The sequence below is a fragment of the Mesorhizobium loti genome (assembly GCF_003148495.1).
Taxonomy (GTDB): Bacteria; Pseudomonadota; Alphaproteobacteria; order Rhizobiales; family Rhizobiaceae; genus Mesorhizobium; species Mesorhizobium loti.
Genome location: NZ_QGGH01000014.1, coordinates 106,617 through 128,645, shown reverse-complemented (window position 1 = coordinate 128,645; position 22,029 = coordinate 106,617). Strand labels below are relative to the sequence as shown.

The following is a 22,029-nucleotide window of genomic DNA, read 5'->3' as shown; positions in this document are numbered from 1 at the left end:
CAACTTACTTCGCGGTCTTTGCTTCCTGCCAGAGCGTCTCCATCTCGGACAAGGTCGCCTTTTCCAGCGTGTTGCCGGATTTTTCCAGGGCTTGCTCGACATAATGGAAGCGTGAACGGAACTTCTCGTTGGTGCCGCTAAGCGCTGCTTCCGAATCGAGCTTGAGGTGGCGGCCGAGATTGACGACGGCAAACAGCATGTCGCCGAACTCGTCCTTGATCGAGGCGGTGTCGCCCTTGGCCAGCGCCTCGCGCAACTCGCCGATCTCTTCCTCGATCTTGTCGAGAATGGGCGCTGCCTCGCTCCAGTCGAAGCCGACGCGGGCGGCCTTCTCCTGAAGTTTCAGCGCCCGGGTCAGCGCGGGCAGGGCGACCGGCACGCTGTCCAGAAACCCCTTGCCGTTGTCTTCCGGATCGAGACCGCGGGCGAGGCGAGCGCTTCGCTTCTCCGCCTTCTCTTCGGCCTTGATCTTTTCCCACATGCCCTTGGCCATGCCAGCGCTGCGGGCCTTTTCGTCGCCAAAGACATGCGGATGGCGTCGGATCATCTTCGTCGTGATGGCTTGCACCACGTCGGGGAAGGCAAATTCGCCGGCTTCCTCGGCCATTTGCGCATGATAGACGACCTGCAGCAGAAGGTCGCCCAGTTCGTCGCGCAGATCGTCGAGATCGCCGCGCGCGATGGCGTCCGCCACCTCATAGGCTTCCTCGATCGTGTAGGGCGCAATGGTCGAGAAATCCTGTTCGATGTCCCACGGGCAGCCGGTCTTCGGCACGCGCAGCGCCGCCATGATCTCGATCAGGCGCGAAATGTCTTTTGATGGCGTCATACGGTGGATGCTATCGCGCCGCCGCCCGCGCTGCCAACGCTGTCAGCCGGCGAAGGCGCCTTGTCCACAGGTGAGCCCCGTCAGTCGAGGACAGAAACGATCGCCTTGGCGAGTTCGTCCATCCCGTCCTCGGGCAGGCCGGCGACGTTGATGCGGCTGTCGCCGACCATGTAGACGCCGTGCTCGGCGCGCAGCCGCTCGACCTGCGCTTCCGTGAGGCCTAGGCGGGAGAACATGCCGCGATGGCTGGCGACGAAATCGAAACGGTCGGAATTGGACTGCCGGCGCAGCGCCTCGGCGAACTGGACGCGGAGCCTGAGCATGCGCAGGCGCATCTCTTCAAGCTCGGCCTCCCAGTCCGCACGCAAGGCTGCATCTTCCAGCACGATGCGCACCGCGGCAGCACCATGGTCCGGCGGCATCGAATACATGGCGCGCGCCGCCGACAGCATCTGGCTCATCGCCACGTCGGCCTGTGCGCCGTCCCTAGCCAGGACCATCGCCGCGCCGACACGGTCGCGGTAGACGGCGAAATTCTTCGAGCAGCTCGACGCGACGACCATTTCCGGAACTTTTGCCGCCAGCAGGCGCAAGCCGAGGGCGTCGGCCTCAAGGCCATCGCCAAAGCCCTGATAGGCGATGTCGACAAACGGCAGCAGCTCGCGCTCGACGACCAGATCGGCAACGGCTGCCCACTGGGCCGCATCCAGATTGGCGCCGGTCGGGTTGTGGCAGCAGCCATGCAGCAGCACGACGTCGCCGCTGTTTGCCGTCCGCAGCGCTGCCAGCATGTCGTCGAAACGAACGGCGCCCGAGGCGGCATCGAAATAGGGGTATTCGCGGATCTGCAGGCCGGCGGCGCGCATCACCGGCATGTGGTTCGGCCAAGTCGGGTCCGACAGCCAGATGGTTGCATCGGAGCGTGTCCGCTTGAGCAGTTCCGCCACCAGCCGCAGCGCGCCGGAGCCGCCGGGCGCCTGTGCCGCACGGATGCGCGTCATGTCGGCGCCCGGACCAAAGGCGAGCTTGGCCATCACAGTGTTGAATCCGGTATCGCCGGCAAGGCCGAGATAGGTCTTGGTGTCCTGACCCTGCAGCAACCGCTTTTCGGCTTCGCGCACGGCGCGCATGACCGGCGTCTTGCCGTCGCGATCCTTGTAGACGCCGACGCCGAGGTCGACCTTGTCGGGACGCGGGTCGGCGCGATAAAGGCCGATCAGGGCCAGGATCTTGTCGGCGGGGGCGGGCTGCAGGGCTTCAAACATCGAAAATGGTTCCATTGGCGCGGCGGAGTGATACGCAAATCGAACGCATTTCGCCAGCGCTTTTACTATCGCTTCAGCCCGTGCAAAGCTGCCCGAATGCATCGCATCGAGCATTGCCCTAACACTGGCCGGCATCGGGCAGGCTATATGTACGAGAGGGCGGAGCGCCCTACACGTTCCTGTCACATCGGCGTAGTTTGAATAGCGTTTCCAGGACGAAGCATGAGAATGATGGTGTGAAACGACGATGAGCCGGCAAGAAAAATTCGATCTCGCCATCGTCGGAGCCGGCATTGTCGGTCTCGCCCATGCACTCGCCGCAGTCCGTCGTGGTCTCAGCGTCGTCGTCATCGACCGCGACGCCCAGGCCAACGGCGCTTCGGTGCGCAATTTCGGCTTCGTGACCGTCAGTGGCCAGGAACGCGGCCAGGTATGGCGCCGTGCCATGCGATCCCGCGACATCTGGCTGGAGGTGGCCGCGCCCGCCGGCATCGAAGTCATCCAGCGCGGCGTGGTCGTCGTCGCGCGCCGCCCGGAAGCGCGCGCGGTGGTCGAGGCATTTCTTCAAACCGAGATGGGCGAGGGCTGTTTGCTGTTCGAACCTGAAGCGCTTCGCAGCGATTTTCCCGAACTGGCGGGCCAGGATTTTGCCGGCGGCCTGTGGAGCCCGCACGACGTGCGTGTCGAGTCGCGTCAGGCCATCCCGCAGCTTGCGGCCTTCCTCGCCGAAAAGCATGGCGTGGAATTCCGACGCGAAACGGCGGTACACCAGATCGAGCCGCCTGACATCGAGACCAGCCGGGGCCTGGTTTTCGCCGACAAGGTGATCGTCTGCCCTGGTGACGACCTGGCCACGCTTTACCCCGATCGTATCGCGCAATACGGCGTCACCCGCTGCAAATTGCAGATGATGCGCCTTGCCGATCCCGGCTTCCGGTTGCCGGCGGCGGTGATGTCGGATCTTGGGCTGGCGCGTTACAGCGGCTATGCTGCTTTGCCCGAAGCCACCGCCTTGCGACGTCGGCTGGAAGCCGAGCAGGGCGACGCACTCGACAACGGCGTGCATCTGATCGTCGTGCAGAGTGCCGACGGCACGCTGGTGGTCGGCGATTCACATCACTATGCGGTGACGCCGGATCCGTTTGCCTCGGAGCGCGTCGACGAGATCATCCTTGAGGAGTTCAGCGCCGTCTTTGGCGGTCCTCCGCCACGCGTGCTGGAACGCTGGACCGGCATCTATGCCTCGGCAACCGGTCGCACCATGTTCGCCGACGCGCCGCGGGAGGGCGTACGGCTGGTCATGATCACCAGCGGCACCGGCGCCAGCACCTCGTTCGCGATCGCCGAAGAGGTGGTCGATGAACTTTTCGGTTCAACCACGGCAGACGCCAGGAAGATCGCATGATGGCCACCCCCGGTTTGCTTCGCGCCGTCGTCTTCGACTGGGCCGGCACCGTTGTCGATCACGGCTCGCTGGCGCCGATGGGCGTCTTTGTCGAGGCCTTCGCTGAATTCGGCGTGGCGATCAGCGTCGATGAGGCGAGGGGGCCGATGGGAATGGCCAAGCGCCCGCATATCGCAGCATTGCTGGCCCAGCCCAGGATCGCTGCCGCCTGGACGGAGCAGCACGGTCATATCGCGACGGAGGCCGACATCGACGCAATCTATGATGTGTTCGTGCCGAAGAACCGGGCTGTGGCGGCGCGGTTCTCCGATGTCATTCCCGGTGTTGTCGATGTGGTCAGGGCGCTGCGGAAGCGCGGCCTCAAGATCGGCACCACCACCGGCTACACGCGCGACATCATGGCGGAAATCCTGCCGGTTGCCGCAGCGCAGGGCTTTTCGCCGGATTGCCTGGTGTGCACTGGCGACACGCCCGACGGCAGGCCGACACCGTTCATGCTCTGGAAAGCACTGACCGAACTCGGCGTCTATCCGCCGTGGCTGTGTGTCAAGGTCGACGACACCGAGGTCGGTATCGCCGAGGGTATCAATGCGGGCGCGTGGACCGTCGGCGTGGCGGTGACCGGCAATGTCTTCGGCCACACGCTGGCGGAGACGCAGGCTCTGGCTCCGGATGTGTTCAGGATGAAACGGGCCGAGGCATCGGCCAAGCTCACTGCCGCCGGCGCGCATTTTGTCGTCAAGGGCGTGGCCGATCTGATGCCGGTGATTGCCGCGATTGAAGGCAAGCTGCGGCGCGGCGAAAGGCCTTGATCGTCATTCGACCAAGCGACCATCGGTGGCACCTCAACTGAACGCCTGCCGGTCACGGTAGCGCGACCGTGCCGGTTCATCGGCGTACAGAGCTGCAACTCGATGGCGAGATCATTCAGACGGCGCTATTGCTGGCCAACGAGGTGTGATCGAGGGATAGCTGCCGGATGCTCGTACGTCTGACGATGATCTGCAACGGCGCCACGGCAGCAACCCGGCAAGGGTCGTTTCCGCTGGATGAGCCGCTCGAGCCGCGCTCGATCACCCTTGCGAAGGCGATGAGCGCAACACTGCGTCGCGCCGACCGCGTGTGGACAAGTCCAGCACTTCGCGCACGCCAAAGTGCTGGGGCGCTGTCGTTGGACGCCTCGATCGAACCGCTTCTGGCGGACCAGGACCATGGAAGCTGGGCCGGCAAGCGTTTTGACGAGATCCAGGCCGAGCACCCCGAGGGCATCGCCGCCTGGCTCACCGATCCCGATGCGGCTCCGCATGGTGGCGAGTCGCTGGCCGACGTCGCGAGCAGAGCCTCGAACCTGATGGACGGGTTGATCGCCGAGCGCGGCCACACCGTCGCGATAACCCATGCCAGCGTTGTCCGCACCGCGATCCTACATGTTCTCGGTGCCCCGCTCGCCGCCTGTTGGAAGATCGACATTGAGCCGCTCAGCATCACCGATTTCCGCAGCGACGGGCGCAGATGGGTCTTGCGCGCCTGTGGTGTAACGGCGCCGGAACCGGAGAATCTCCGTCGGGCGTGAAGTCGGTCATGAGGCGAGATCAGAAGCGAACGACGTCTTGCAGCGAACCCGATTAAGAAAATTGGCAGGGCAGGGATTAAATTCCCCACATGCTCCGTAAACAGGACATGAAACCGTCGATGCCACGCTTTGACATCATAGGACAGCTCGGTTCGCTGCGCCGCTACGCGCGCTCGCTGACGCGGAACAGCACGGATGCGGAGGATCTCGTCCACGACGCGCTGGTGCGCGCCTATGAACGGCGTGGCACCTTTCGCTCCGGTGGAAACCTGCGCGCCTGGCTGCTGTCGATCGTCCACAACACCTTCATCGACAAAATGCGGTCGCGCAGGTCTGAAGCCGCGCGCGTCGAACAGGCCGGATATCTTGCCGAGGGCAGCACCCCGGCGCCGCAGGAGCATTCGGTGCGCCTGGCGCAGGTGCGCGAGGCCTTTTTCAGCCTGCCGGAAGAACAGCGTTCAGCGCTGCACCTCGTAGCCATCGAAGGCCTTTCCTACAGCCAAGCCGCCGATGCCAGCGGCGTGCCGCTGGGCACGCTGATGTCGCGCATAGGCAGGGCGCGCGCCGCATTGCGCGAGATGGAGGCGGCTCCCGCAAAGGCGAAAAACCATCTCAAGATCGTTGGAGGCCCGTCATGACCGCAACTGTCGATCCCGTGACGGATATCGACCTCGACGCCTATGTCGACGACCAGGTCGACGTCACCCGCCGCATCGAGGTCGAGGCTTTTCTGTCCGCTCGGCCGGAGGCCGCGGCACGCGTGATGTCGGATCTCAGGACCCGCGATGAACTGCGCGTGGCGCTTGCCGGCTCCAAGGGCATGGCGCGGCCCGCGACTGCCGATGCCGCGCGGCGGCTGGAGAGGGGGCTTGCGCGCGGCCGCATCTTCGGTGTGTTGCAGCGCGCGGCGGCGGTGGCCGCCTTCGTTGCCGCCGGCTGGCTGGCGAACGGCATCATCGGGCCGATGTCGGTGACCAAGGTCGTCGCCTCGCCGCAGCCGCCCGCCTATGTCGACGAAGCGGTGCGGGCCCACAGAACGACGCTGGTGCGCGAGAGCATGCCGTCGCAGCCCGAAGCGCCCAATTACAACGCCGGCGAGATCCGCGCCGCGACTGCCATCGTCATGCCGTCGCTGCCGGCGGACTGGAAGGTTCGCGATGTGCAGATCTATCCGTCGCGCTTTGGGCCGAGCGTCGAGATGGCGGTCGAGACGAAAGACATGGGGCTGGTGTCGCTGTTCGCGATCCGGCCCGGAACCTTCGACGTCGTCAAGCCGACCATCGCGCCTTCGGGCGATATTTCCTCGGCCTATTTCCAGATCGGCGAGGTCGCCTATGCGGTGGTCGGACGAAGCGAGGTCCACGACCTCGATCGCGCTGCCGAGGCGCTCGCCAGAACGCTGTACTGACCGATCCACAAAGGAGAACGCAAATGAACACCCCCAATCTGGGATACCGCGTCGGCGCCGGCGCCCAAACCGGCGCCATCTTCGACGAGGGCCTGCGCCAGCACATGCTGCGCGTCTACAACTACATGGGCGTCGGCCTGGTGGTCACCGGCCTGGTCGCCTTCATGATCTCATCGACGCCGGCGCTCTATGTGCCGATCTTCTCCAGCCCGCTGAAATGGGTGGTGATGCTGGCGCCGCTCGCCTTCGTCATGCTGTTCTCGTTCAAGATGCAGACCATGTCGGCAGCCAGCGCCCAGGCGATGTTCTGGGCCTTCTGCGCGGTCATGGGCCTTTCGCTCGCCTCCGTGTTCCTGGTCTTCACCGGAACCAGCATCGCGCGCACCTTCTTTATCGCCGCCACCATGTTCGGCGCCACCAGCCTCTACGGCTACACGACCAAGCGTGACCTGACCCAGTTCTCGTCGTTCCTGATCATGGGCCTGATCGGTGTGGTGATCGCCAGCATCGTCAACATCTTCCTCGGCTCGACCGCACTGCAGTTCGCCATCTCGGTGATCGGCATTGCCGTATTCATCGGCCTGACCGCCTGGGACACGCAAACGATCAAAGAACAGTATGCCGAGAATTTCGACGCGGAATCGCGCCAGAAGCTCGCCGTCTTCGGTGCCTTCTCGCTCTATCTGAACTTCATCAACATCTTCCAGCTGCTGCTGAACTTCACTGGCGAACGCGAGTAGTCCGGACCGTAGCAGGCAACATTTCGTATCTTGCCGTGGCTGGAGGGAAACCTCCGGCCACGGTTTTTCATTTGAGGCAGCATTTGCCATGCGCGGTGGATCGTTCATCACAGCGGAGTGAGGTGCGATATAGGTCTGCCGCTCTTGAGTTCAGGCGTTGCCCTTTGCTAGCCTGCCGGCCACGCCTGATAGCCGCGAGGACGCATGGAACAAGACAGCCTGACGCTTCACGGTGACGGCATCTCGGCGACCGTCGTCGGGCAGGGCGCTGAACTGGTCTCCCTGCGCGATGCCGACGGCATAGAGTTTCTATGGCAGGCCGGCCCGGAATGGCGGCGTCACTCGCCGCTGCTGTTCCCGATCGTCGGGCGGCTGAAGGGCGACCGGTTGCACCATCAAGGCCAGACCTATCCGATGAGCCAGCACGGCTTCGCGCGCGACAAGCCGTTTGCCTGGGCGCAGAGGGGGCCAAAGTCCTGCACGTTGGTCCTCACCGATGACGCCGACACCCGCGCGCACTACCCCTTCGCCTTTCGCCTGGCGGTGACCTACGCGCTGGACCGCAAGCAACTCAGTGTGAGCTTCGACATCGCCAACACCGGCGACGAGCCGCTGCCGGCATCGATCGGGGCGCACCCGGCGTTCAATTGGCCCTTGCTGCCGGATCTAGCCAAGACGGATTACCGGCTGACCTTTTCCTCCGCCGAGCAAGCGCCGATCCGTCGCCTGAAGGACGGCCTGCTGTTGCCGACGCCGCAGCCAACGCCAGTCGAAGGCAACGTCCTCAAGCTCTCCGAACGGCTGTTTGACGAGGACGCGGTCATTCTGGATCGGCCTGCCAGCACCAGTGTGCGTTACGCCGCCGAGCATGGTCCGGCGATCGAGATGTCGTGGCAAGGAGTTCAGGAATTGGGCATCTGGTCAAAGCCGGGTGGCGCGCCGTTCCTGTGCATCGAACCCTGGCACGGCATTGCAAGCCCAGTGGACTTCGACGGCGATTTTGTCGACAAGCCAGGCCTGATGCTGATCGCGCCCGGTGCGAAGCGCGTGCTGAGCTATCAGATACGGCTGCTATGACGCCCCTGATCAGCAGATCCCGCCACACCGGCAGTGCCCGATGAAGCTGTATTTCAGCCGCAATCCCAATCCTCGGCTCGCGGTCGCGGTGGCACGCTATCTCGACGCGAAAGTCGACTTTGAATTCGCCTCGCCATTCGCTCCGGGGCAAGCGGAGAAATATCGCCCGTTAAATCCCAATCTCTCACTGCCCATCCTTGTGGAAGACGGAGGAAAAAGTCTCTGGGAGGCGGACGCCATAGCCTGCCGGCTCTCGCGCAGTGCGCATTCAGATTTCTGGCGCACCGGCGATGACGAACCCGAGATGATCCGATGGCTTAGTTGGGGCAAGGAGCACTTCGCATTCGCTTGCGACACGGTGCATTTCGAACGTGGCACCAAACAGCGCTACGGCATAGGCCCGATCGATCAGGAGCGCGTGGAGGAGGGGCTAAGACATTTCCGCACGGCCGCCGCGATACTCGACGCCGTGCTTTTCGAGCGGCAATGGCTGGTCGGAAATTCGGTTTCCTTTGCCGACTTCCGAATGGCGACATTTCTCCCGTTCAACGATGCCGCCAGACTGCCGCTCGACGACTATTCCTCTGTCAGCTGCTGGTATCGTCGGCTTGGAGAGATCGATGCCTGGCGCGACCCTTTCAGGGGACTGGATGCCCCCGAATTGCCGCCGGTGCCGCGAACGGCGGCGAATTAGCATTCTTCAGGCAAGAGCAGACGCCCGGTGTCAAGCCTGCCGCACGATCGCACCTATCACATTGACGAGAAGGCGCGCGGCGGTCAGGGCCGACAGGCCGTCAATGTCGGCGGGCGGATAGAACTCCACCAGGTCGAATCCTGCAATCCTGGCCCGTCTGCCGAGGCCGGCGATCAGGTCGATTGCCTGGGTGTAGGTGAGGCCGCCGGGTGTACGCGCCGCCACGCCCGGCATGATGCTTGGATCAAGGCTGTCGAGGGTGACGACGACCCGCGCGCCTTCCGGAATATGCCGGAGTGCGGCTTCGACCCCTTGGGCATGGACCTCGCGGGCGGTCACGAAGCGGCTGCCATAGCGCCGTGCCGCTTCGATCTCGGCGATGCCTGCGCTGCCGACGCTGCGCAGACCGACCTGCACGATGCCGGCGACATGCGCCATCTCGCTCGCCCGGCGCATCGGGCTCGAATAGCCGTAGCGCTCGCCATGCACCTCGTCACGCCAGTCGATATGGGCGTCAATCTGCAGGACCCAGACCGGCCCGTGATCGGTGAAGCTGGCGAGGAAGGGAATGGTCACGGAACAGTCGCCGCCAAGCAGGATCGGCACGGCCGGCAATGCCAGGATTTCGCGCATTTTCGCATCGATCCGAGCCCGGTTGCCGGCATTGTCATGCATGGTGGTCAAGATATCGCCGGCGTCGATGCAAGAGACCGGCTTGCCGTCGAACAGCGGGCCGCCGAGATCGAAATCCCAGTGCTCGATGAGCGCGGCATCGTCCTGGCTCGCGGCGCGGATAACGTCGGCGGCCAAGGCATGGCCGCTGCTGTCCTGGCCGGGATAGGTGCTGCCGTGACCAGCCCCGAGGATCATCGCACGGGGCACCCGGCCATCGGCGAGGCGGTCGGGAAAGCCGAGAAAGGGAGGCGAGGCGGTCATTTCTTGATGGTCCTGATGATGGTGGACAGGGGAGGTTATCGCGTCAAACCGGCGTCCGCTGCTGCCCGGCGGCTCTGTCTTCGTCCGAGAGGTCAGCCGCGCGTTCGGAACCACCAATGCATGATCAGGCAGGAACGTACGTCAACCGGATCGCCTCATCGCCGATCAAGTCGTGCCAAAGGCCCGGAGCGGTTGCATAACCCGATCGGATGCGGTCATTTTGGCTCGTTAGCCTGTTCTTCGGTTTCGCTCGAAGCAAAGCCGTCAATTTCACGACGCATTACAGTAGGTAGTGGCTCAGCGCGTTTTCCCTTCCGTCTACTGCGGCGGTACTTGCTCTGATACTCGCGTCGCTGTTTCGCGATTTCGTAGAGAACGATACCAGAACTGGTTCCGAGGTTTAGGCTCTCGATCATCCCGAACATTGGGATTGCTACGCACATCTCGCTGCGCTCGACCGCGAGGGTGCTGATGCCCCGTTTCTCATTGCCGAACCAGACAGCAAGTTTAGTGTCCCGTGTATAATCTCCCTCATGCAGGAAAACGCTGGTCTTTCCCTTTACATGCGGCGAGGTAACGACGGACACAAAGCCATGCTTTTCCAGATGGTTGAGGCAGGCATCAGTGCTGTCGAACCGTTTCACAAACGTCCATTTGATGGCTGATACAGACGTTTCCGAAAGCGATTTCCGCTGGCGCATTTGCTGCCAGTCATCGGGAAGTGCTTTGCGTGGATCGACGATATAGACTCTTTCAACACCGAGAGCGTTTGCGTTTCGAATTACCGTTCCGATGTTCCGGATGTCATTCGGATCTTCGACAACGGCTACCAAGTTCTTGCAGCGAAACGATTTGACCGCAGCTGCGCGCTTGCGAACCGATACTCTGGGTTTCTGAGCCTCAAGGGTTTCCATGAGAGCTTCTTACCCAGAGGCGCGTCTGAATCCAAGGCCCGCGGGGACTGTCGGGCCGCGCCTTGGCACATCGGCAACGGACACACTCTATCGCCCTATCTCGGCGGCATCAGAAAGTCGCATAAGATAGATTATGGAACTAACGCATCGGCCAAGAACTGGAAATTCCCGCTGATTTTCATAGGCTTGAGCCGATTGTGGCGTATTGCCTTGAGCGGATAGCCAACGCTAGGCTGTTGAAATGACGAGAGCAAGCAGCCAGATCGAAGCGGCGATCGACGTGTTCGTGCATGGCTACAGCGCCGACAGAAGCCGCACGTTTCCTTACGAGGCTAGCCGCGTCGGACCGTTGTGGCTGATGTGCGACGCCGAGCGCAAGAATCCTCGCGACTACCGTGGCGAGGAATGGGTCGTCCATGACGTCGACGCTCAAGAGGCCGATGCCATTGTGCGGCAGCATGCACGGCCGGGCTTTGCCATTTCCGTTGTGGTCGCGAACGAGGATCCGGATGGGCCGACACGAACCGCCTACAAAGCTCTTGGCTACCGGCTGCTTCGGACCGAAGGCTTTTTCGTCCACCGATTGCGCCAGATTCCGAGCCCGCCAGCGGTTGCTGTTGCTTCGGTCGAACGCGTACAGACAGCCGAACGGGCGGCACAGTTGGGAAAGATCATCCGCAGGCAGCCGATCGCGGACGATTTGCTCGGCGACAGCGCGCCGTTCCGCCAGTATGTGGCAGTCGATGGCGCCGATATTGTTGGGCGCGTGCGCAGCCTGGATGCCGTGGGAGCCACGTGGTGTTCGAGCATGTATGTCGAGCCTTCGCACCGACGTCGCGGTATTGGCCAGGCTTTGATGTCGAAAATGTTGCACGACGATCGGGCGCGGGGGTCGAGGTACTCGGTGCTGGCTGCAACCCACGCCGGGGCGCTGCTCTATCCCCGGATGGGCTACGAGCGGATCGGGACGCTGCTGATATTTGCGCTAAGGAGCCGAAAGCCCTCATGAAGGTCTATTCGCATCACGCTGATTCATAAGGGATTTCAATCACCATGCCGTCATAGGCGGGTTCGACATTGGCTGGCGTCTCGGCCATCACCGTAGCGTAGTCGAGCGGTACATGCATATGCGTCAGCACGGCGTGTCCTGGCGCTAGCCGCTCGATCCATTCAAGCGCCTCGCCAAGTGACAAATGACTTGGGTGCGTCCGGTACTGCAGCGCGTCGATGACAAGCTCGTCGAGGTCGCGCAGCCGTTCGGCGGTGGCCTCCGGAAAGCCACTGATGTCAGGACAATAAGCGAGCCCGCCGATGCGGAAGCCGAGCGATATGATGTCACCGTGGATTTGCGGCAACGGCTCGAGGGTGAGGGCACCCCCCTCTCCTTCGATGACCACCGGCCTGGCGTGGTCGATGAGATGCGGCCGGACGATCGGCGGATAGGAACTGCCTTGTGGCGTCTCGAAACAATATCCGAACGCCTCCCGCAGCCGAAGCATTGTTGCGCTGTCAGCGTGGACCTCGATCAGCTGGCGCCGATCGAGGACGAAACCGCGCAGATCGTCGATGCCGTGTATATGGTCGGCGTGCGGGTGCGTATAGACGACCGCGTCGATGCGTTTGACGCAAGCCAGCAGCATCTGCTGACGAAAATCCGGTCCGGTGTCGATGACAACAGTCGTGCGGCTGCCATTCGCCGCGATCCGCTCGACGAGCGCGGCGGCGCGCGTGCGCCGGTTCTTCGGATTGTCCGGGTCGCAATTGCCCCAGTCGCCGGTGATGCGCGGCGTACCTGGCGACGAGCCACAGCCGAGAATGGTGAGGCGCAGCCGGTCAGTCATCGTTCAGCAGGTCGCGGCATCTTGCCGAACAGGCGGAAGAAATTGTTCGTCGTCAAATCAGCGATTTCAGCCTCGCTGACGCCGATTGTTTCGGCCAGCACCCTGGCGGTATGGGCGACATAGGCCGGCTCGTTGCGCTTGCCGCGAAATGGCATGGGCGCCAGATAGGGCGCGTCGGTTTCGACCAGCAGGCGGTCATGCGGCACATCGGCGGCGATGGCACGCAACTCAGCTGAATTCTTGAAGGTCAGGATGCCCGAAAAGGACACATAGCCGCCGAGCGCGACACCGATTTCGGCAAGCCGACGCCCCGAAGAAAAGCAATGCAGGATGAAGGGGAAGGCGCCCTTCCCTGTTTCGTTCTCGAGAATATCAGCCATATCGGCATCGGCATCGCGCGAATGGATGACCAGCGGCAGCCCCGTCTCGCGTGCGGCGGCGATGTGATTGCGAAACCCTTGCGCCTGAGCGTCGCGTGGCGCCTTGTCGTAGAAATAGTCGAGACCGGCCTCGCCGATCGCCACCACCTTCGGGTGGGCAGCCAGCCGCACCAGATCGGCTGACGTCACGTCCAGCTCTTCCGCGGCATTGTGCGGATGGGTGCCGACCGAACAGTATACTTCATCGAAAGTGTCTGCGATTTCAATGATTTGCTGAAACCGCTTCACGCGGGTCGAGATCGTCACCATGCGGCCGATTCCGGCCGCCTTGGCGCGGGCGACAATAGCCGCCCGCTCCTCGGCGAAATCTGGAAAATCCAGATGGCAGTGGCTGTCGACGAGCATCAGACGTTCGCGTCCGGCTGTTCGACGTAACGCGGAAACACCCCTTCCGGCACGGGCAACGCAGTGCCCGGCGCCAGCGCATGGTCCGCGTGGACATGCGCGAAATCGCGCCTGTCCGCCGGGACCGCCAGCAGATCGAGCAGTTTGTTGGCCGAGCCCGGGACGAAGGGCTGACACAGCACCGCCACGCGACGCACGACTTCCGCCGTCGTCCACAACACGGTTTCCATCCGCTCCGGATTGGTCTTCTTCAGTGCCCATGGTGCCTCGCCGGCGAAGTAGCGATCGGCTTCCGCCACCACGCCGAAGATCGCTGCCAGCGCCAGATGGATGCCCTGCTCGGCCATCGCCTTGCGCGCCGTATCGAGAGCGGCGACGGCCTGGTCCAGGATCGCGCTGTCGGCATCCGTCAGGTCGCCGCGTTGCGGCACCACGCCGCCGCAGTTCTTGGCGATCATCGACAGCGAGCGCTGTGCCAGATTGCCAAGACCATTGGCAAGGTCGGCATTGGTACGGTTGACGATCGCTTCATGGCTGTAGCTGCCGTCGTTGCCGAACGGCACCTCGCGCAGGAAGAAATACCGCACCTGGTCGAGGCCGTAGTGCTCGACCATCGCGAATGGATCGACGACGTTGCCAACCGATTTCGACATTTTCTCGCCGCGGTTGAACAGGAAGCCATGCGCGAAAACGCGCTTTGGCAACTCGATACCGGCCGACATCAGAAAGGCTGGCCAATAGACCGCATGGAAGCGGACAATGTCCTTGCCGATGATGTGCGTGGCCGGCCAATAGCGCCACTGCTCGGCCTTTGTGTCGGGATAGCCGGCGGCGGTGATGTAATTGGTCAGGGCGTCGACCCAGACATACATCACATGCTTGTCGTCGCCCGGCACCGGCACGCCCCATTTGAAGGTCGTGCGCGAAATCGACAGATCCTTCAGCCCGGACTTGACGAAGCTGAGCACCTCGTTGCGGCGCTCAGTCGGGCCGACGAAGTCGGGCTGGCTGTCAAAAAGGGCCAGCAATTTGTCCTGATAGGCCGAAAGCCTGAAGAAGTAGCTTTCTTCCTCGTTCCATTCGACGGGCGAGCCAAGCGGTTCGCGACGCACGCCATCCTCGTCGACTGTCGTCTCGCCTTCGTCGAAATAGGCTTCCTGGCGGACCGAATACCAGCCGCTATAGCGGTCGAGATAGATGTCGCCATTGGCGGCCATCGCTTTCCAGATTGCCTGGCAGGATTCATAGTGCCGCGGCTCCGTCGTGCGAATGTACTCGTCATTCGAACCGCCCATCGCCTCGGTCATCGCGCGGAAAATCGCCGAATTGCGGTCGGCCAGCGCCAGTGGCGTTATGCCTTCCTTCTCGGCCGTCTGCTGCATCTTGAGGCCATGTTCGTCGGTGCCGGTCAGGAAGAACACGTCCTTGCCGTCCAGGCGCTGGAAGCGAGCCAGCGCGTCGGTAGCAATAACCGTATAGGCGTGACCGATATGCGGCTTGCCGTTCGGATAAAAGATCGGGGTGGTGATGTAGAATGTGTCGCGTGACATGAATGAACCGTCATGAATGTCTGAATGGAAAGGCGTGGCGGTGGATATCGCATCGGGACAGTGATTGCCATCCCGAGGCCAATGCATGCCGCCCAAAAGTGGCCCCGGTTTTGGGGGCAACGGCATGCATAGAAAAGGCCGTCACATTCGCATTGCAGAATTCAGGCGGTCGATCATGGTCAGGGCGTGCTGCTTCTTGTCGAGATTGTAGGTGTCGGTCTCAGATATAGCGTCCAGGGCCTCATGCCAAGTCCCGACCTTGGTCGTGTCGCCGGAGCCAGCGCTGCTTCGATGACACCAGCCGAGCGCCTATTGTTGGGCCGTTGCAAAGGTAGGTCGCGATCCGTAGTTTCGCAGCAATGCAAAAGGCAGACCGGCATGGCCACGACCACACAATATGATCCGCGACAGAACCTTGATGTGCGCTTGCGTCAGGCCGGCGCCAGCAAAACCGTTTACGCTCTCGTCACTCCCGAAATGGAAACAGTGAAGGCCGAGTTGCTTGGCAGTAGCGGGGGAAATGGCCCCGATCCGATCCGCGCCGCCTATCTCGATCAGTTTCGCCATGCCTGGACCGGAAAGCAGAACGCACTGCACAGGAGGTTCTTCGACACCTGGCTCAGTTGGGCGAAGCCGATGGCGCCAGTGGACGCGGCTGACTTTCCATTCAGCTATCCGACCGCCGGTGCAAGCGAGCCGCTTTTTCATCTGATTGCGGACTATGGCAACCGCGCTCGCGTCGAGAGGTTTTCACCTCGGCTTGTAATCTTTCGCGGCGAATATGAGGGTTACAAAGCCTATGCGGAAGCCTGCAGCGTTCCAGTCGCGGAATATGAACGCCACGCCTGGCGCGATGTTGCCGACACCGTCAATCCCCAGGATCTGCTTTGTCTCAGCCAACCTTCGGCCATCGACGGCATGGTGTGGCCGGAGGCCAATGCCTTTCTGCGTCGGTTGAGCCAACGCGCGAACCCGGCCCAGCTCGTTCTCGATTTGACCTATGTCGGGGCGACCGTCGAGCCTCCGATAGAGACGATCCTCGCCAACGCGCCTTGCGTGAGCGCCGTTGTGATCAGCCTGTCCAAGCCGTTCGGCGCCTACTACGACCGCATAGGCGGGGTGTTCTGCCGATCGGAGAATCTCGGTCTGTTTGGCAATCAATGGTTCAAGAACCTGACATCGCTGCAACTGGGGATACGGCTTATGGAGCGGTTCGACGTCTTCGCCATGGCGCGTCGTTACGCCAGCATTCAACAGAGCGTGGCAGAACATGCCGGCCACACTCTCGGCCTAACCTTGATGTCGGCGGACATCTTCATTCTGGCTCGAGGATCGGCAGACGCGGATATCGATCCGGATCTTGTCTCCTATCTCACGCGCGCCCCCGGCGCGATCGACGCCCGGCCACGCTTGTGCCTGACGCCGGGAATGGCGGAACGGATCGGCATGGCCAGTCCGAATTCTGGGACGTTGCCGTGAAGAATTTGCTTCCGCTCGTGACGAGCGATGACATCCATGCCCACTGCCTAGCGCATTGGAAGACAGAAGCATTCCGATCCTCGCATCGCCAAGGCGGCCATGTCCACAGCATAGTCGATCAGTATGCCCGCCTGCCCCGCTTCAGCTGCGAAACCACCAACGACCGCCTGGAGCGCGCGCACTTCTGCACCTGGTGGGGACTGACAATGCGCCGGGATGACTACAACGCCCCGGCCATCGAGGATCTCTACCTTCTGCATGAAATCTGGCACGCCGCGCATATGCCCTTCATCCCGGGCATCGGATTCGAGGCTTTCCATGGCAAGATGGAGCGCAATGAACTAGAGGCCAGCGTGGCTTCCGAACTGCTGATCTATTTCAAGATCGAGGGGCTCCGAGAAAGTGCCTTTCCTCATCCCATTTACGCGGACCGGTTTCTGAATGATCCAGCGATGCGGCTTCTGTGGCGTGAGAATGAAGTCGTCGCCACCAACACACTGCTCGAAGCGCGCCGCAACGTCATGTATTCCAAACCCGAAGGAGACATGGACCTGAGCGAGCGATGGATCCGCAAGTTCACCATGCAGAACCGACAATGGTCGATCGTTTGGGCCGACCGCTACCTTGACATCGAGGATCATATGCATCGATTCCAGCAGATGGCTCTCGGTGGCGACAGGAAGGCAGCCGCCGACTTTCACGCTGACTGGATTCAAGCCGAAGCCGCCATGGACACGGTCGACCATGTTCCTTTCCGCGACCAAGCGCTGCTGTTCGCCACCATCTACTGGGCCAATCGCGCGAAGTATGATGCTGCGCTCGCGGTACAGCGAGCAAGCCAGGCGGAGAACACGGCCGTCGCCTGAAAACAGCCGCATACATCGAACCCTCCCGGAATGGCGATTGCCATTCCGAAGGTCGTCACATTCGCATTGCAGAATTCAGGCGGTCGATCATGGTCAGGGCGTGCTGCTTCTTGTCGAGATTGTAGGTGTCGGTCTCAGATATTGCGTCAAGCGCCTCATGCCAAGTGTCCGACAGCGTTTTGGCCCGTGCGAGATCGCCCGCCAGTGCTGCCTGGCTTGCCGCGTCAGACAACAGGTCCAGCGCCCGGCGGTTGAAGATGTCGAACTGGATCGCCTGGTCGCGGCCGGCCACGGCTTCGGCAAGGCGAAACGCGCCGCCGACATCGCTCTTTCTTCCCGTGACCAGGGCGTCGAGCGTCGAGGCGATCTCCAGCCCGCCATACTGCGTCAACAGGATGGCGTTGCGCGCGCTGCCCCCTGCCCGCTCGACCAGTGCCGCGCGCGCCACCGGGTCGTCCGGCGGCGGCGGTTCCGCCGTTTCCAGCACAGCCATCAGCTCGTCGCCGTCGAGCGGCGTCAATCGCACCACCTGACAGCGCGACCGGATCGTGGGCAGCAGGCTCCCCGGTGCGTGGACGATCAGGATGAACAGGGTTCGTGCCGGCGGCTCTTCAAGATTCTTCAGCAAGGCATTGGCGGCATTGGCGTTCATGTCGTCGGCCGGGTCGACGATGACGACCCGGTAGCTGCCGTCATGCGAGGTCAGCGACAGGAAGCGGTTGACCTTGCGGATTTCATCGACGGTGACGACGGTCTTGAAGCTCTTGGTCTTGTCGTTCAGCGGCCGGGTCAGATGCAGCACGCCGGGATGCGCCCCGGTGGCGATCTGGCGAAACAGCGACGACGCCGGATCGGGAGTGGCAAGGCTTTCCGGCGCCTGCGCGAAATCCGGGTGCTTCAGGAGATGATGCGCAAGATGGAAGGCCAGCGTCGCCTTGCCGATGCCGACCGGTCCGGAGAAGATCAGCGCATGCGGCAGCTTTCCCGCGCGATAGGCGGCGGTGAGCATATCAGCGGCTTGGCTGTGCCCGACCAGGCGTCGCGTCTCGGATGGCTCGGGCACGCCGTCCAGCGTGTCGTGCTGTTCGGGTGCGATGCGCTCAAAAATCATGCCGGTGTCGCCTGCCTGTCGCGCGCCGGCGTTCTCGCTTCCAGCGCCGCGAAGACGGCGGCGGTGACGACATTCTCGACCGCATCGGGATCGGCGGCTGCGTCGATGACGATACAGCGTTCCGGCTCGGCCTCCGCGATCGCCAGAAACGCCTCGCGGCGGGCCTGGTGGATCGCTAGCGTCTCCTTTTCGAAGCGGTCGGCGGCTGCCTCGGTACCGCGCCGCAGCGTTGCGCGCCTCAGGCCTTCGGCCGGATCGATGTCGAAGATCAGCGTCATGTCCGGCATCATGCCGTTGATGGCGACCTGCTCCAGCGTGTCCATGAACGCCGGATCGATGCCGCCGGTGACGCCCTGGTAGACGCGCGAGGAATCGAGGAAACGGTCACAAAGCACGATGGAGCCACGCTCGACCGCCGGCCGGATGACCTGCTCGACATGGTCGGACCGCGCCGCGGCGAAAAGCAGCGCTTCCATCTTCGGCCCGAACGGTTCGGCGGCGCCCGAAAGCAGCACATGCCTGACCGCTTCGGCGCCCGGCGAGCCGCCCGGTTCACGAGTAAGGAGGACATCGTATTTCTTGGCGCGCATCTTCCTGGCCAGCCGCTCAATCTGCGTCGACTTGCCTGCTCCTTCGCCGCCCTCGAAGGTGATGAAAAATCCGCGCGCCAATCGAAAGGCCTTTGTCCTTGCATGAGTGGATTGATTGTAGCGCTCTAGATAGTCCGCGTTCGGGAAAACGTCCATGCCGTCGATTTTTTGCTTTTATGCATGTCGTTCCCGCCATAACCGGGGCCACTTTTGAGCGACATGCATTAGCGCAGCCAACCGATCGCCAGTTCCTTGACGGCATCGAGCGCGCGCTGCGGCAGCGTGCCGACGCCGATCGATTCGGCGGCGAAAAGCGGCGTCTCCTGGCTCAGCGTGTCGCCGATCCAGACCCGCAGCGCCCCCACCGGCTGCCCCTCCTCCACCGGTGCCGCAACCGGGCCGTTATAGACGATCCTGGCCGTCAGCTTGTCGCGGTTGGTGATCGGCAGGAAGATATCGATCGGGCCCTTGGCCTTCAGCGTCACGCCGGATTTCGCGCCGCCGAAAACCTGGGCCTCGCCGACTACCTCATCCTTGGCGAAGATTTCGGTCTTCTCGAAGGATCGGACGCCCCAGTCGAGCAGCTTCCGCGCCTCCTCGGCACGTTCCTTGTCGTTGGCCAGTCCGCTCATCGCCGCGATCACCCGCGTGCCGTTGTGGCTGACCGAACCGACGATGCCGAACCCCGAGGCCTCGCTCGCGCCGACCGCCAGGCCATCGGCGCCGATGTCCATCGTCAGCAGCGGATTGCGGTTCCTCTGCGAGATCTTGTTCCAGGTAAAATCCTTCTGGCCGTAATAGCGATAGAAATCCGGATAATCGCGCCACAGGTGCACAGCCAGCTGCGCAAGCTCGCGCACGGTCGTCTGCTGGCCATCCGCCGGCAGACCGGTCGAATTGACGAAAGTCGAGGTCTTGAGGCCGATCTGGCGGGCGCGTTCGGTCATCTGCGCGGCAAAATTGTCTTCGGATCCGGACATGCCTTCGGCGATGACGATGCAGCCGTCATTGGCGGCCTGCACGGTCACGCCCTGGATCAGGTCCTCGAGCCGCATCGATGACTTGAGCTTGGCAAACATCGTCGATGTTCCCGAAGGCGCGCCGCCCTTTCGCCATGCGTTTTCGCTGACCACGAACGTGTCGTCGAGCTTCAGGCGGCCGGACTTGATGGCGTTGAAAACCACTTCCATGGTCATCAGCTTGGCCATCGAGGCCGGCGGTATCGGCTTGTCGGCATCCTTCGAAAACAGCACCGTTCCGGTCTCTGCGTCGATCATGAAGACCTGCGCGGCTTTGGTCTCGAAAAGCTGCGCATGGGCCGGATTCTGGGAAAACAGCAGCAGGCCAAAAATTAGAAGCCCGGCGAGAGGCGGGAGCAAGCGAAATTGCATGATGTTCGACCCGTTGGCCGGCACGGCCGGCAAGCCCGCGAAAAGTATCAAGCTTTTTACGCGGCGGATCAACCGCGCAGCGGAAATCCGACCTGGCTTGCGCTCAGTTGCGCACAGCCAGCGCATCGGGCGCGCCGTGCGACCAGGCTGCCTGCAGCAAATCATCCAGATTGCGGTGGCCATCGGGATAGAGATTGACCGAATACCAATCCTCGCCATCGAGTTCCGAACGCTGGATCTCGATCTTGCCGAATGCGGCGAGCTGAGCGGCAATGCGCTTGGCCTCCGCAGCATCCTCGAACGAACCCGCAGCGACGTAATCGGTGGACGGACCGGCCGGCTGCGGCTGCCGCTTCCACGATTGAAGCACGTCGGCCGGCGACATGCCGTCGCTACCCAGTGCGGCAAAAGCATTGGAGGCGCGTTCCACCCGCTCGTCCGCATAGGACAGCGAGGCCACGGCAAACGGTGATTGCGGCGGCAGACTGATTTCCGGGCGTTCCGGCACGATCGGGCCGAAATCGGGCAGCGCCAGATCGCCGTAAGCCGGCGTCTGTGCCGACATCACCGGCTGGACCGAGCCTGAATCGGTCAACTGACCCGGAAACGGCACGGCGGCGGCGCCAGCAGGCAGGCTTGGCGAAGGCCCGTTCATGGCGACCATGACGCCGGTCGGCAGCCCGTCCGACGGATCCGGCGCCCTGTTGCCGGGGTGGTAGGAAGCCATCAGATACTGGTCGTCATCGCCGTCGAGCGGTGCACGGCCGACATACTCGACCTTCACTTGAGCGGTGCCGATGTTGGCATAGTCAAGCATCTGGGCTGCGCGCTCCGACACATCGATAATGCGGCCTTCGTGATACGGGCCGCGATCGTTGACGCGAACGATGACCGAACTGCCGGTCTTGAGATTGGTGACGCGGGCATAGCTTGGCAGCGGCATGGTCGGATGCGCCGCCGTCAGATGCGTCATGTCGTAGACTTCGCCATTGGCGGTAAGCCGGCCGTGGAAGGCATCGCCATACCAGGAGGCCAGACCGACCTTGGCGTAGCGCTTGTCTTCCTTGGGATAATACCACTTGCCGCGGACCTGATAGGGCTTGCCGAGCTGATCCCTGCCGCCGCCACGTTGCATGCGCCCGTTCTGGGAGAACACACGCGGGCTTGCCTTCACGCCATATTCGGATTCGGAGAAATATTCCTTGGAGCGGGTCTTCTTGTAGACCATCGCTTTGGGCTCAGGTTGCGACGCGCAAGCCGCCAGCAAGGCGGCCGACACGGCCAACAACGCGACTGTAGCAGCGCGACGAAGACGCGGGTGCGTCACAGCCTGCATTTTCCTGATGTCCCCTTCAGTCTCAACTCAAGACGCCGCGCTCAACCATCTGAGGAGCCAAAACACTCACTCGACGAATCTTAACGGCACCTAAAACCCCGATCCTTTGTGCGCAGGAATTGTTTATCACGGTATTAACCGATTGTGGCCGGAACCGGGCAAGATTGTGACGCCCTCACCGTGCCGACCACCCTGAAAAGTCGCCACTTTCCGCTCTTCCGCGCGAAGGCAAGGTCGTG

The 22,029-nt window shown here is 62.6% G+C and carries 22 protein-coding genes and 1 pseudogene; 11 read left to right on the top strand and 12 right to left on the bottom strand.

All coding sequences use genetic code 11. The features are described 5' to 3' along the window. Positions 1-4: 4 nt before the first annotated feature. Together mazG and C8D77_RS31000 are read right to left on the bottom strand one after the other, a co-directional pair. Positions 5-829, bottom strand: coding sequence for a nucleoside triphosphate pyrophosphohydrolase (gene mazG / locus C8D77_RS31005; protein WP_109671311.1), 825 nt, complete (start codon positions 827-829; stop codon positions 5-7). 80 nt (positions 830-909) lie between these two features. Beyond that, positions 910-2,094 carry an amino acid aminotransferase gene (locus tag C8D77_RS31000; protein ID WP_109671340.1) on the bottom strand — a complete coding sequence of 395 codons (1,185 nt, stop codon included), beginning with the start codon at positions 2,092-2,094 and terminating at the stop codon, positions 910-912. 247 nt (positions 2,095-2,341) lie between these two features. Here C8D77_RS31000 and C8D77_RS30995 point away from each other — a divergent pair, with 247 nt between their 5' ends. The 8 genes from C8D77_RS30995 (at position 2,342) to C8D77_RS30960 (ending at position 8,991) form a co-directional block, all read left to right on the top strand. After that, positions 2,342-3,499: a TIGR03364 family FAD-dependent oxidoreductase gene (locus tag C8D77_RS30995; protein WP_109671310.1), complete on the top strand. Its 1,158-nt coding sequence runs from the start codon at positions 2,342-2,344 to the stop codon at positions 3,497-3,499. After that, positions 3,496-4,311 carry a phosphonoacetaldehyde hydrolase gene (phnX, locus tag C8D77_RS30990; protein WP_109671309.1) on the top strand — a complete coding sequence of 272 codons (816 nt, stop codon included), beginning with the start codon at positions 3,496-3,498 and terminating at the stop codon, positions 4,309-4,311. Before C8D77_RS30995 ends, phnX begins: the two co-directional genes overlap by 4 nt. Before the next feature lie 167 nt (positions 4,312-4,478). Then, on the top strand, positions 4,479-5,072 hold the full coding sequence (locus tag C8D77_RS30985; protein WP_109671308.1) for a histidine phosphatase family protein: 594 nt from the start codon (positions 4,479-4,481) through the stop codon (positions 5,070-5,072). 119 nt (positions 5,073-5,191) lie between these two features. Then, complete coding sequence (locus C8D77_RS30980; RefSeq protein WP_245468911.1) at positions 5,192-5,710, top strand: sigma-70 family RNA polymerase sigma factor; 519 nt, start codon at positions 5,192-5,194, stop codon at positions 5,708-5,710. Further along, a complete protein-coding gene (locus C8D77_RS30975) occupies positions 5,707-6,480 on the top strand; it encodes an anti-sigma factor family protein (RefSeq protein WP_109671306.1) in 774 nt (257 codons plus the stop codon). The genes C8D77_RS30980 and C8D77_RS30975 overlap by 4 nt, the downstream gene beginning before the upstream one ends. A 23-nt stretch (positions 6,481-6,503) precedes the next feature. Continuing rightward, positions 6,504-7,220, top strand: a complete 717-nt coding sequence (locus C8D77_RS30970; protein ID WP_023812012.1) for a Bax inhibitor-1/YccA family protein — start codon at positions 6,504-6,506, stop codon at positions 7,218-7,220. A gap of 204 nt (positions 7,221-7,424) precedes the next feature. Continuing rightward, on the top strand, positions 7,425-8,297 hold the full coding sequence (locus C8D77_RS30965) for an aldose 1-epimerase family protein (RefSeq protein WP_109671305.1): 873 nt from the start codon (positions 7,425-7,427) through the stop codon (positions 8,295-8,297). A gap of 40 nt (positions 8,298-8,337) precedes the next feature. Continuing rightward, positions 8,338-8,991 (top strand): glutathione S-transferase family protein, encoded by a 654-nt coding sequence (locus C8D77_RS30960; RefSeq protein ID WP_109671304.1) that lies wholly within the window; start codon positions 8,338-8,340, stop codon positions 8,989-8,991. Positions 8,992-9,021: 30 nt separating this feature from the next. On the opposite strand, the gene C8D77_RS30955 is transcribed toward C8D77_RS30960, so the two are convergent. Continuing rightward, a complete protein-coding gene (locus tag C8D77_RS30955; protein ID WP_109671303.1) occupies positions 9,022-9,927 on the bottom strand; it encodes an agmatinase in 906 nt (301 codons plus the stop codon). Positions 9,928-10,142: 215 nt separating this feature from the next. Beyond that, positions 10,143-10,841 carry a TrmH family RNA methyltransferase gene (locus C8D77_RS30950; protein WP_109671302.1) on the bottom strand — a complete coding sequence of 233 codons (699 nt, stop codon included), beginning with the start codon at positions 10,839-10,841 and terminating at the stop codon, positions 10,143-10,145. 280 nt (positions 10,842-11,121) lie between these two features. Between C8D77_RS30950 and C8D77_RS30945 the strand changes: the two genes are divergently transcribed. Beyond that, the gene (locus C8D77_RS30945) at positions 11,122-11,850 is read left to right on the top strand and encodes a GNAT family N-acetyltransferase (protein WP_245468906.1); all 729 of its coding nucleotides are present in this window, start codon (positions 11,122-11,124) and stop codon (positions 11,848-11,850) included. A gap of 13 nt (positions 11,851-11,863) precedes the next feature. Here the strand turns inward: C8D77_RS30945 and C8D77_RS30940 are convergent, their stop codons facing one another. From C8D77_RS30940 to C8D77_RS38985, 4 genes and pseudogenes are all read right to left on the bottom strand, one after another. After that, positions 11,864-12,682 carry an MBL fold metallo-hydrolase gene (locus tag C8D77_RS30940; protein WP_109671300.1) on the bottom strand — a complete coding sequence of 273 codons (819 nt, stop codon included), beginning with the start codon at positions 12,680-12,682 and terminating at the stop codon, positions 11,864-11,866. Continuing rightward, positions 12,679-13,467 carry a TatD family hydrolase gene (locus tag C8D77_RS30935; protein ID WP_109671299.1) on the bottom strand — a complete coding sequence of 263 codons (789 nt, stop codon included), beginning with the start codon at positions 13,465-13,467 and terminating at the stop codon, positions 12,679-12,681. The genes C8D77_RS30940 and C8D77_RS30935 overlap by 4 nt, the downstream gene beginning before the upstream one ends. Continuing rightward, positions 13,467-15,017: a methionine--tRNA ligase gene (metG, locus tag C8D77_RS30930; protein ID WP_109671298.1), complete on the bottom strand. Its 1,551-nt coding sequence runs from the start codon at positions 15,015-15,017 to the stop codon at positions 13,467-13,469. Before metG ends, C8D77_RS30935 begins: the two co-directional genes overlap by 1 nt. A gap of 141 nt (positions 15,018-15,158) precedes the next feature. Further along, positions 15,159-15,269: pseudogene (locus tag C8D77_RS38985) on the bottom strand (DNA polymerase III subunit delta'); the annotation flags it as partial. Positions 15,270-15,443: 174 nt separating this feature from the next. Between C8D77_RS38985 and C8D77_RS30920 the strand changes: the two are divergent. Further along, complete coding sequence (locus C8D77_RS30920) at positions 15,444-16,496, top strand: aminotransferase class I/II-fold pyridoxal phosphate-dependent enzyme (RefSeq protein ID WP_146211845.1); 1,053 nt, start codon at positions 15,444-15,446, stop codon at positions 16,494-16,496. After that, a complete protein-coding gene (locus C8D77_RS30915; protein ID WP_109671296.1) occupies positions 16,493-17,362 on the top strand; it encodes a hypothetical protein in 870 nt (289 codons plus the stop codon). The genes C8D77_RS30920 and C8D77_RS30915 overlap by 4 nt, the downstream gene beginning before the upstream one ends. 55 nt (positions 17,363-17,417) lie before the next feature. Here C8D77_RS30915 and C8D77_RS30910 read toward each other — a convergent pair whose 3' ends face one another. The 4 genes from C8D77_RS30910 to C8D77_RS30895 all read right to left on the bottom strand — a co-directional run bounded on the left by C8D77_RS30910 (position 17,418) and on the right by C8D77_RS30895 (position 21,790). Then, positions 17,418-18,473 (bottom strand): DNA polymerase III subunit delta', encoded by a 1,056-nt coding sequence (locus C8D77_RS30910; protein WP_109671295.1) that lies wholly within the window; start codon positions 18,471-18,473, stop codon positions 17,418-17,420. Beyond that, entirely contained in the window at positions 18,470-19,144 is a 675-nt protein-coding gene (tmk, locus tag C8D77_RS30905) for a dTMP kinase (RefSeq protein ID WP_109671294.1), read from the bottom strand. The genes C8D77_RS30910 and tmk overlap by 4 nt, the downstream gene beginning before the upstream one ends. 143 nt (positions 19,145-19,287) lie before the next feature. After that, positions 19,288-20,454, bottom strand: a complete 1,167-nt coding sequence (locus C8D77_RS30900) for a D-alanyl-D-alanine carboxypeptidase family protein (RefSeq protein WP_170136867.1) — start codon at positions 20,452-20,454, stop codon at positions 19,288-19,290. 103 nt (positions 20,455-20,557) lie between these two features. Continuing rightward, positions 20,558-21,790, bottom strand: a complete 1,233-nt coding sequence (locus C8D77_RS30895) for a septal ring lytic transglycosylase RlpA family protein (protein WP_109671292.1) — start codon at positions 21,788-21,790, stop codon at positions 20,558-20,560. Between the last annotated feature and the right edge of the window lie 239 nt (positions 21,791-22,029).

Coding starts and splice junctions, on each gene's coding strand:
- mazG (WP_109671311.1), bottom strand. CDS start 829: ATGACGCCATCAAAAGACATTTCGCGCCTGATCGAGATCATGGCGGCG.
- C8D77_RS31000 (WP_109671340.1), bottom strand. CDS start 2,094: ATGTTTGAAGCCCTGCAGCCCGCCCCCGCCGACAAGATCCTGGCCCTG.
- C8D77_RS30995 (WP_109671310.1), top strand. CDS start 2,342: ATGAGCCGGCAAGAAAAATTCGATCTCGCCATCGTCGGAGCCGGCATT.
- phnX (WP_109671309.1), top strand. CDS start 3,496: ATGATGGCCACCCCCGGTTTGCTTCGCGCCGTCGTCTTCGACTGGGCC.
- C8D77_RS30985 (WP_109671308.1), top strand. CDS start 4,479: ATGCTCGTACGTCTGACGATGATCTGCAACGGCGCCACGGCAGCAACC.
- C8D77_RS30980 (WP_245468911.1), top strand. CDS start 5,192: ATGCCACGCTTTGACATCATAGGACAGCTCGGTTCGCTGCGCCGCTAC.
- C8D77_RS30975 (WP_109671306.1), top strand. CDS start 5,707: ATGACCGCAACTGTCGATCCCGTGACGGATATCGACCTCGACGCCTAT.
- C8D77_RS30970 (WP_023812012.1), top strand. CDS start 6,504: ATGAACACCCCCAATCTGGGATACCGCGTCGGCGCCGGCGCCCAAACC.
- C8D77_RS30965 (WP_109671305.1), top strand. CDS start 7,425: ATGGAACAAGACAGCCTGACGCTTCACGGTGACGGCATCTCGGCGACC.
- C8D77_RS30960 (WP_109671304.1), top strand. CDS start 8,338: ATGAAGCTGTATTTCAGCCGCAATCCCAATCCTCGGCTCGCGGTCGCG.
- C8D77_RS30955 (WP_109671303.1), bottom strand. CDS start 9,927: ATGACCGCCTCGCCTCCCTTTCTCGGCTTTCCCGACCGCCTCGCCGAT.
- C8D77_RS30950 (WP_109671302.1), bottom strand. CDS start 10,841: ATGGAAACCCTTGAGGCTCAGAAACCCAGAGTATCGGTTCGCAAGCGC.
- C8D77_RS30940 (WP_109671300.1), bottom strand. CDS start 12,682: ATGACTGACCGGCTGCGCCTCACCATTCTCGGCTGTGGCTCGTCGCCA.
- C8D77_RS30935 (WP_109671299.1), bottom strand. CDS start 13,467: ATGCTCGTCGACAGCCACTGCCATCTGGATTTTCCAGATTTCGCCGAG.
- metG (WP_109671298.1), bottom strand. CDS start 15,017: ATGTCACGCGACACATTCTACATCACCACCCCGATCTTTTATCCGAAC.
- C8D77_RS30910 (WP_109671295.1), bottom strand. CDS start 18,473: ATGATTTTTGAGCGCATCGCACCCGAACAGCACGACACGCTGGACGGC.
- C8D77_RS30900 (WP_170136867.1), bottom strand. CDS start 20,454: ATGCAATTTCGCTTGCTCCCGCCTCTCGCCGGGCTTCTAATTTTTGGC.
- C8D77_RS30895 (WP_109671292.1), bottom strand. CDS start 21,790: ATGCAGGCTGTGACGCACCCGCGTCTTCGTCGCGCTGCTACAGTCGCG.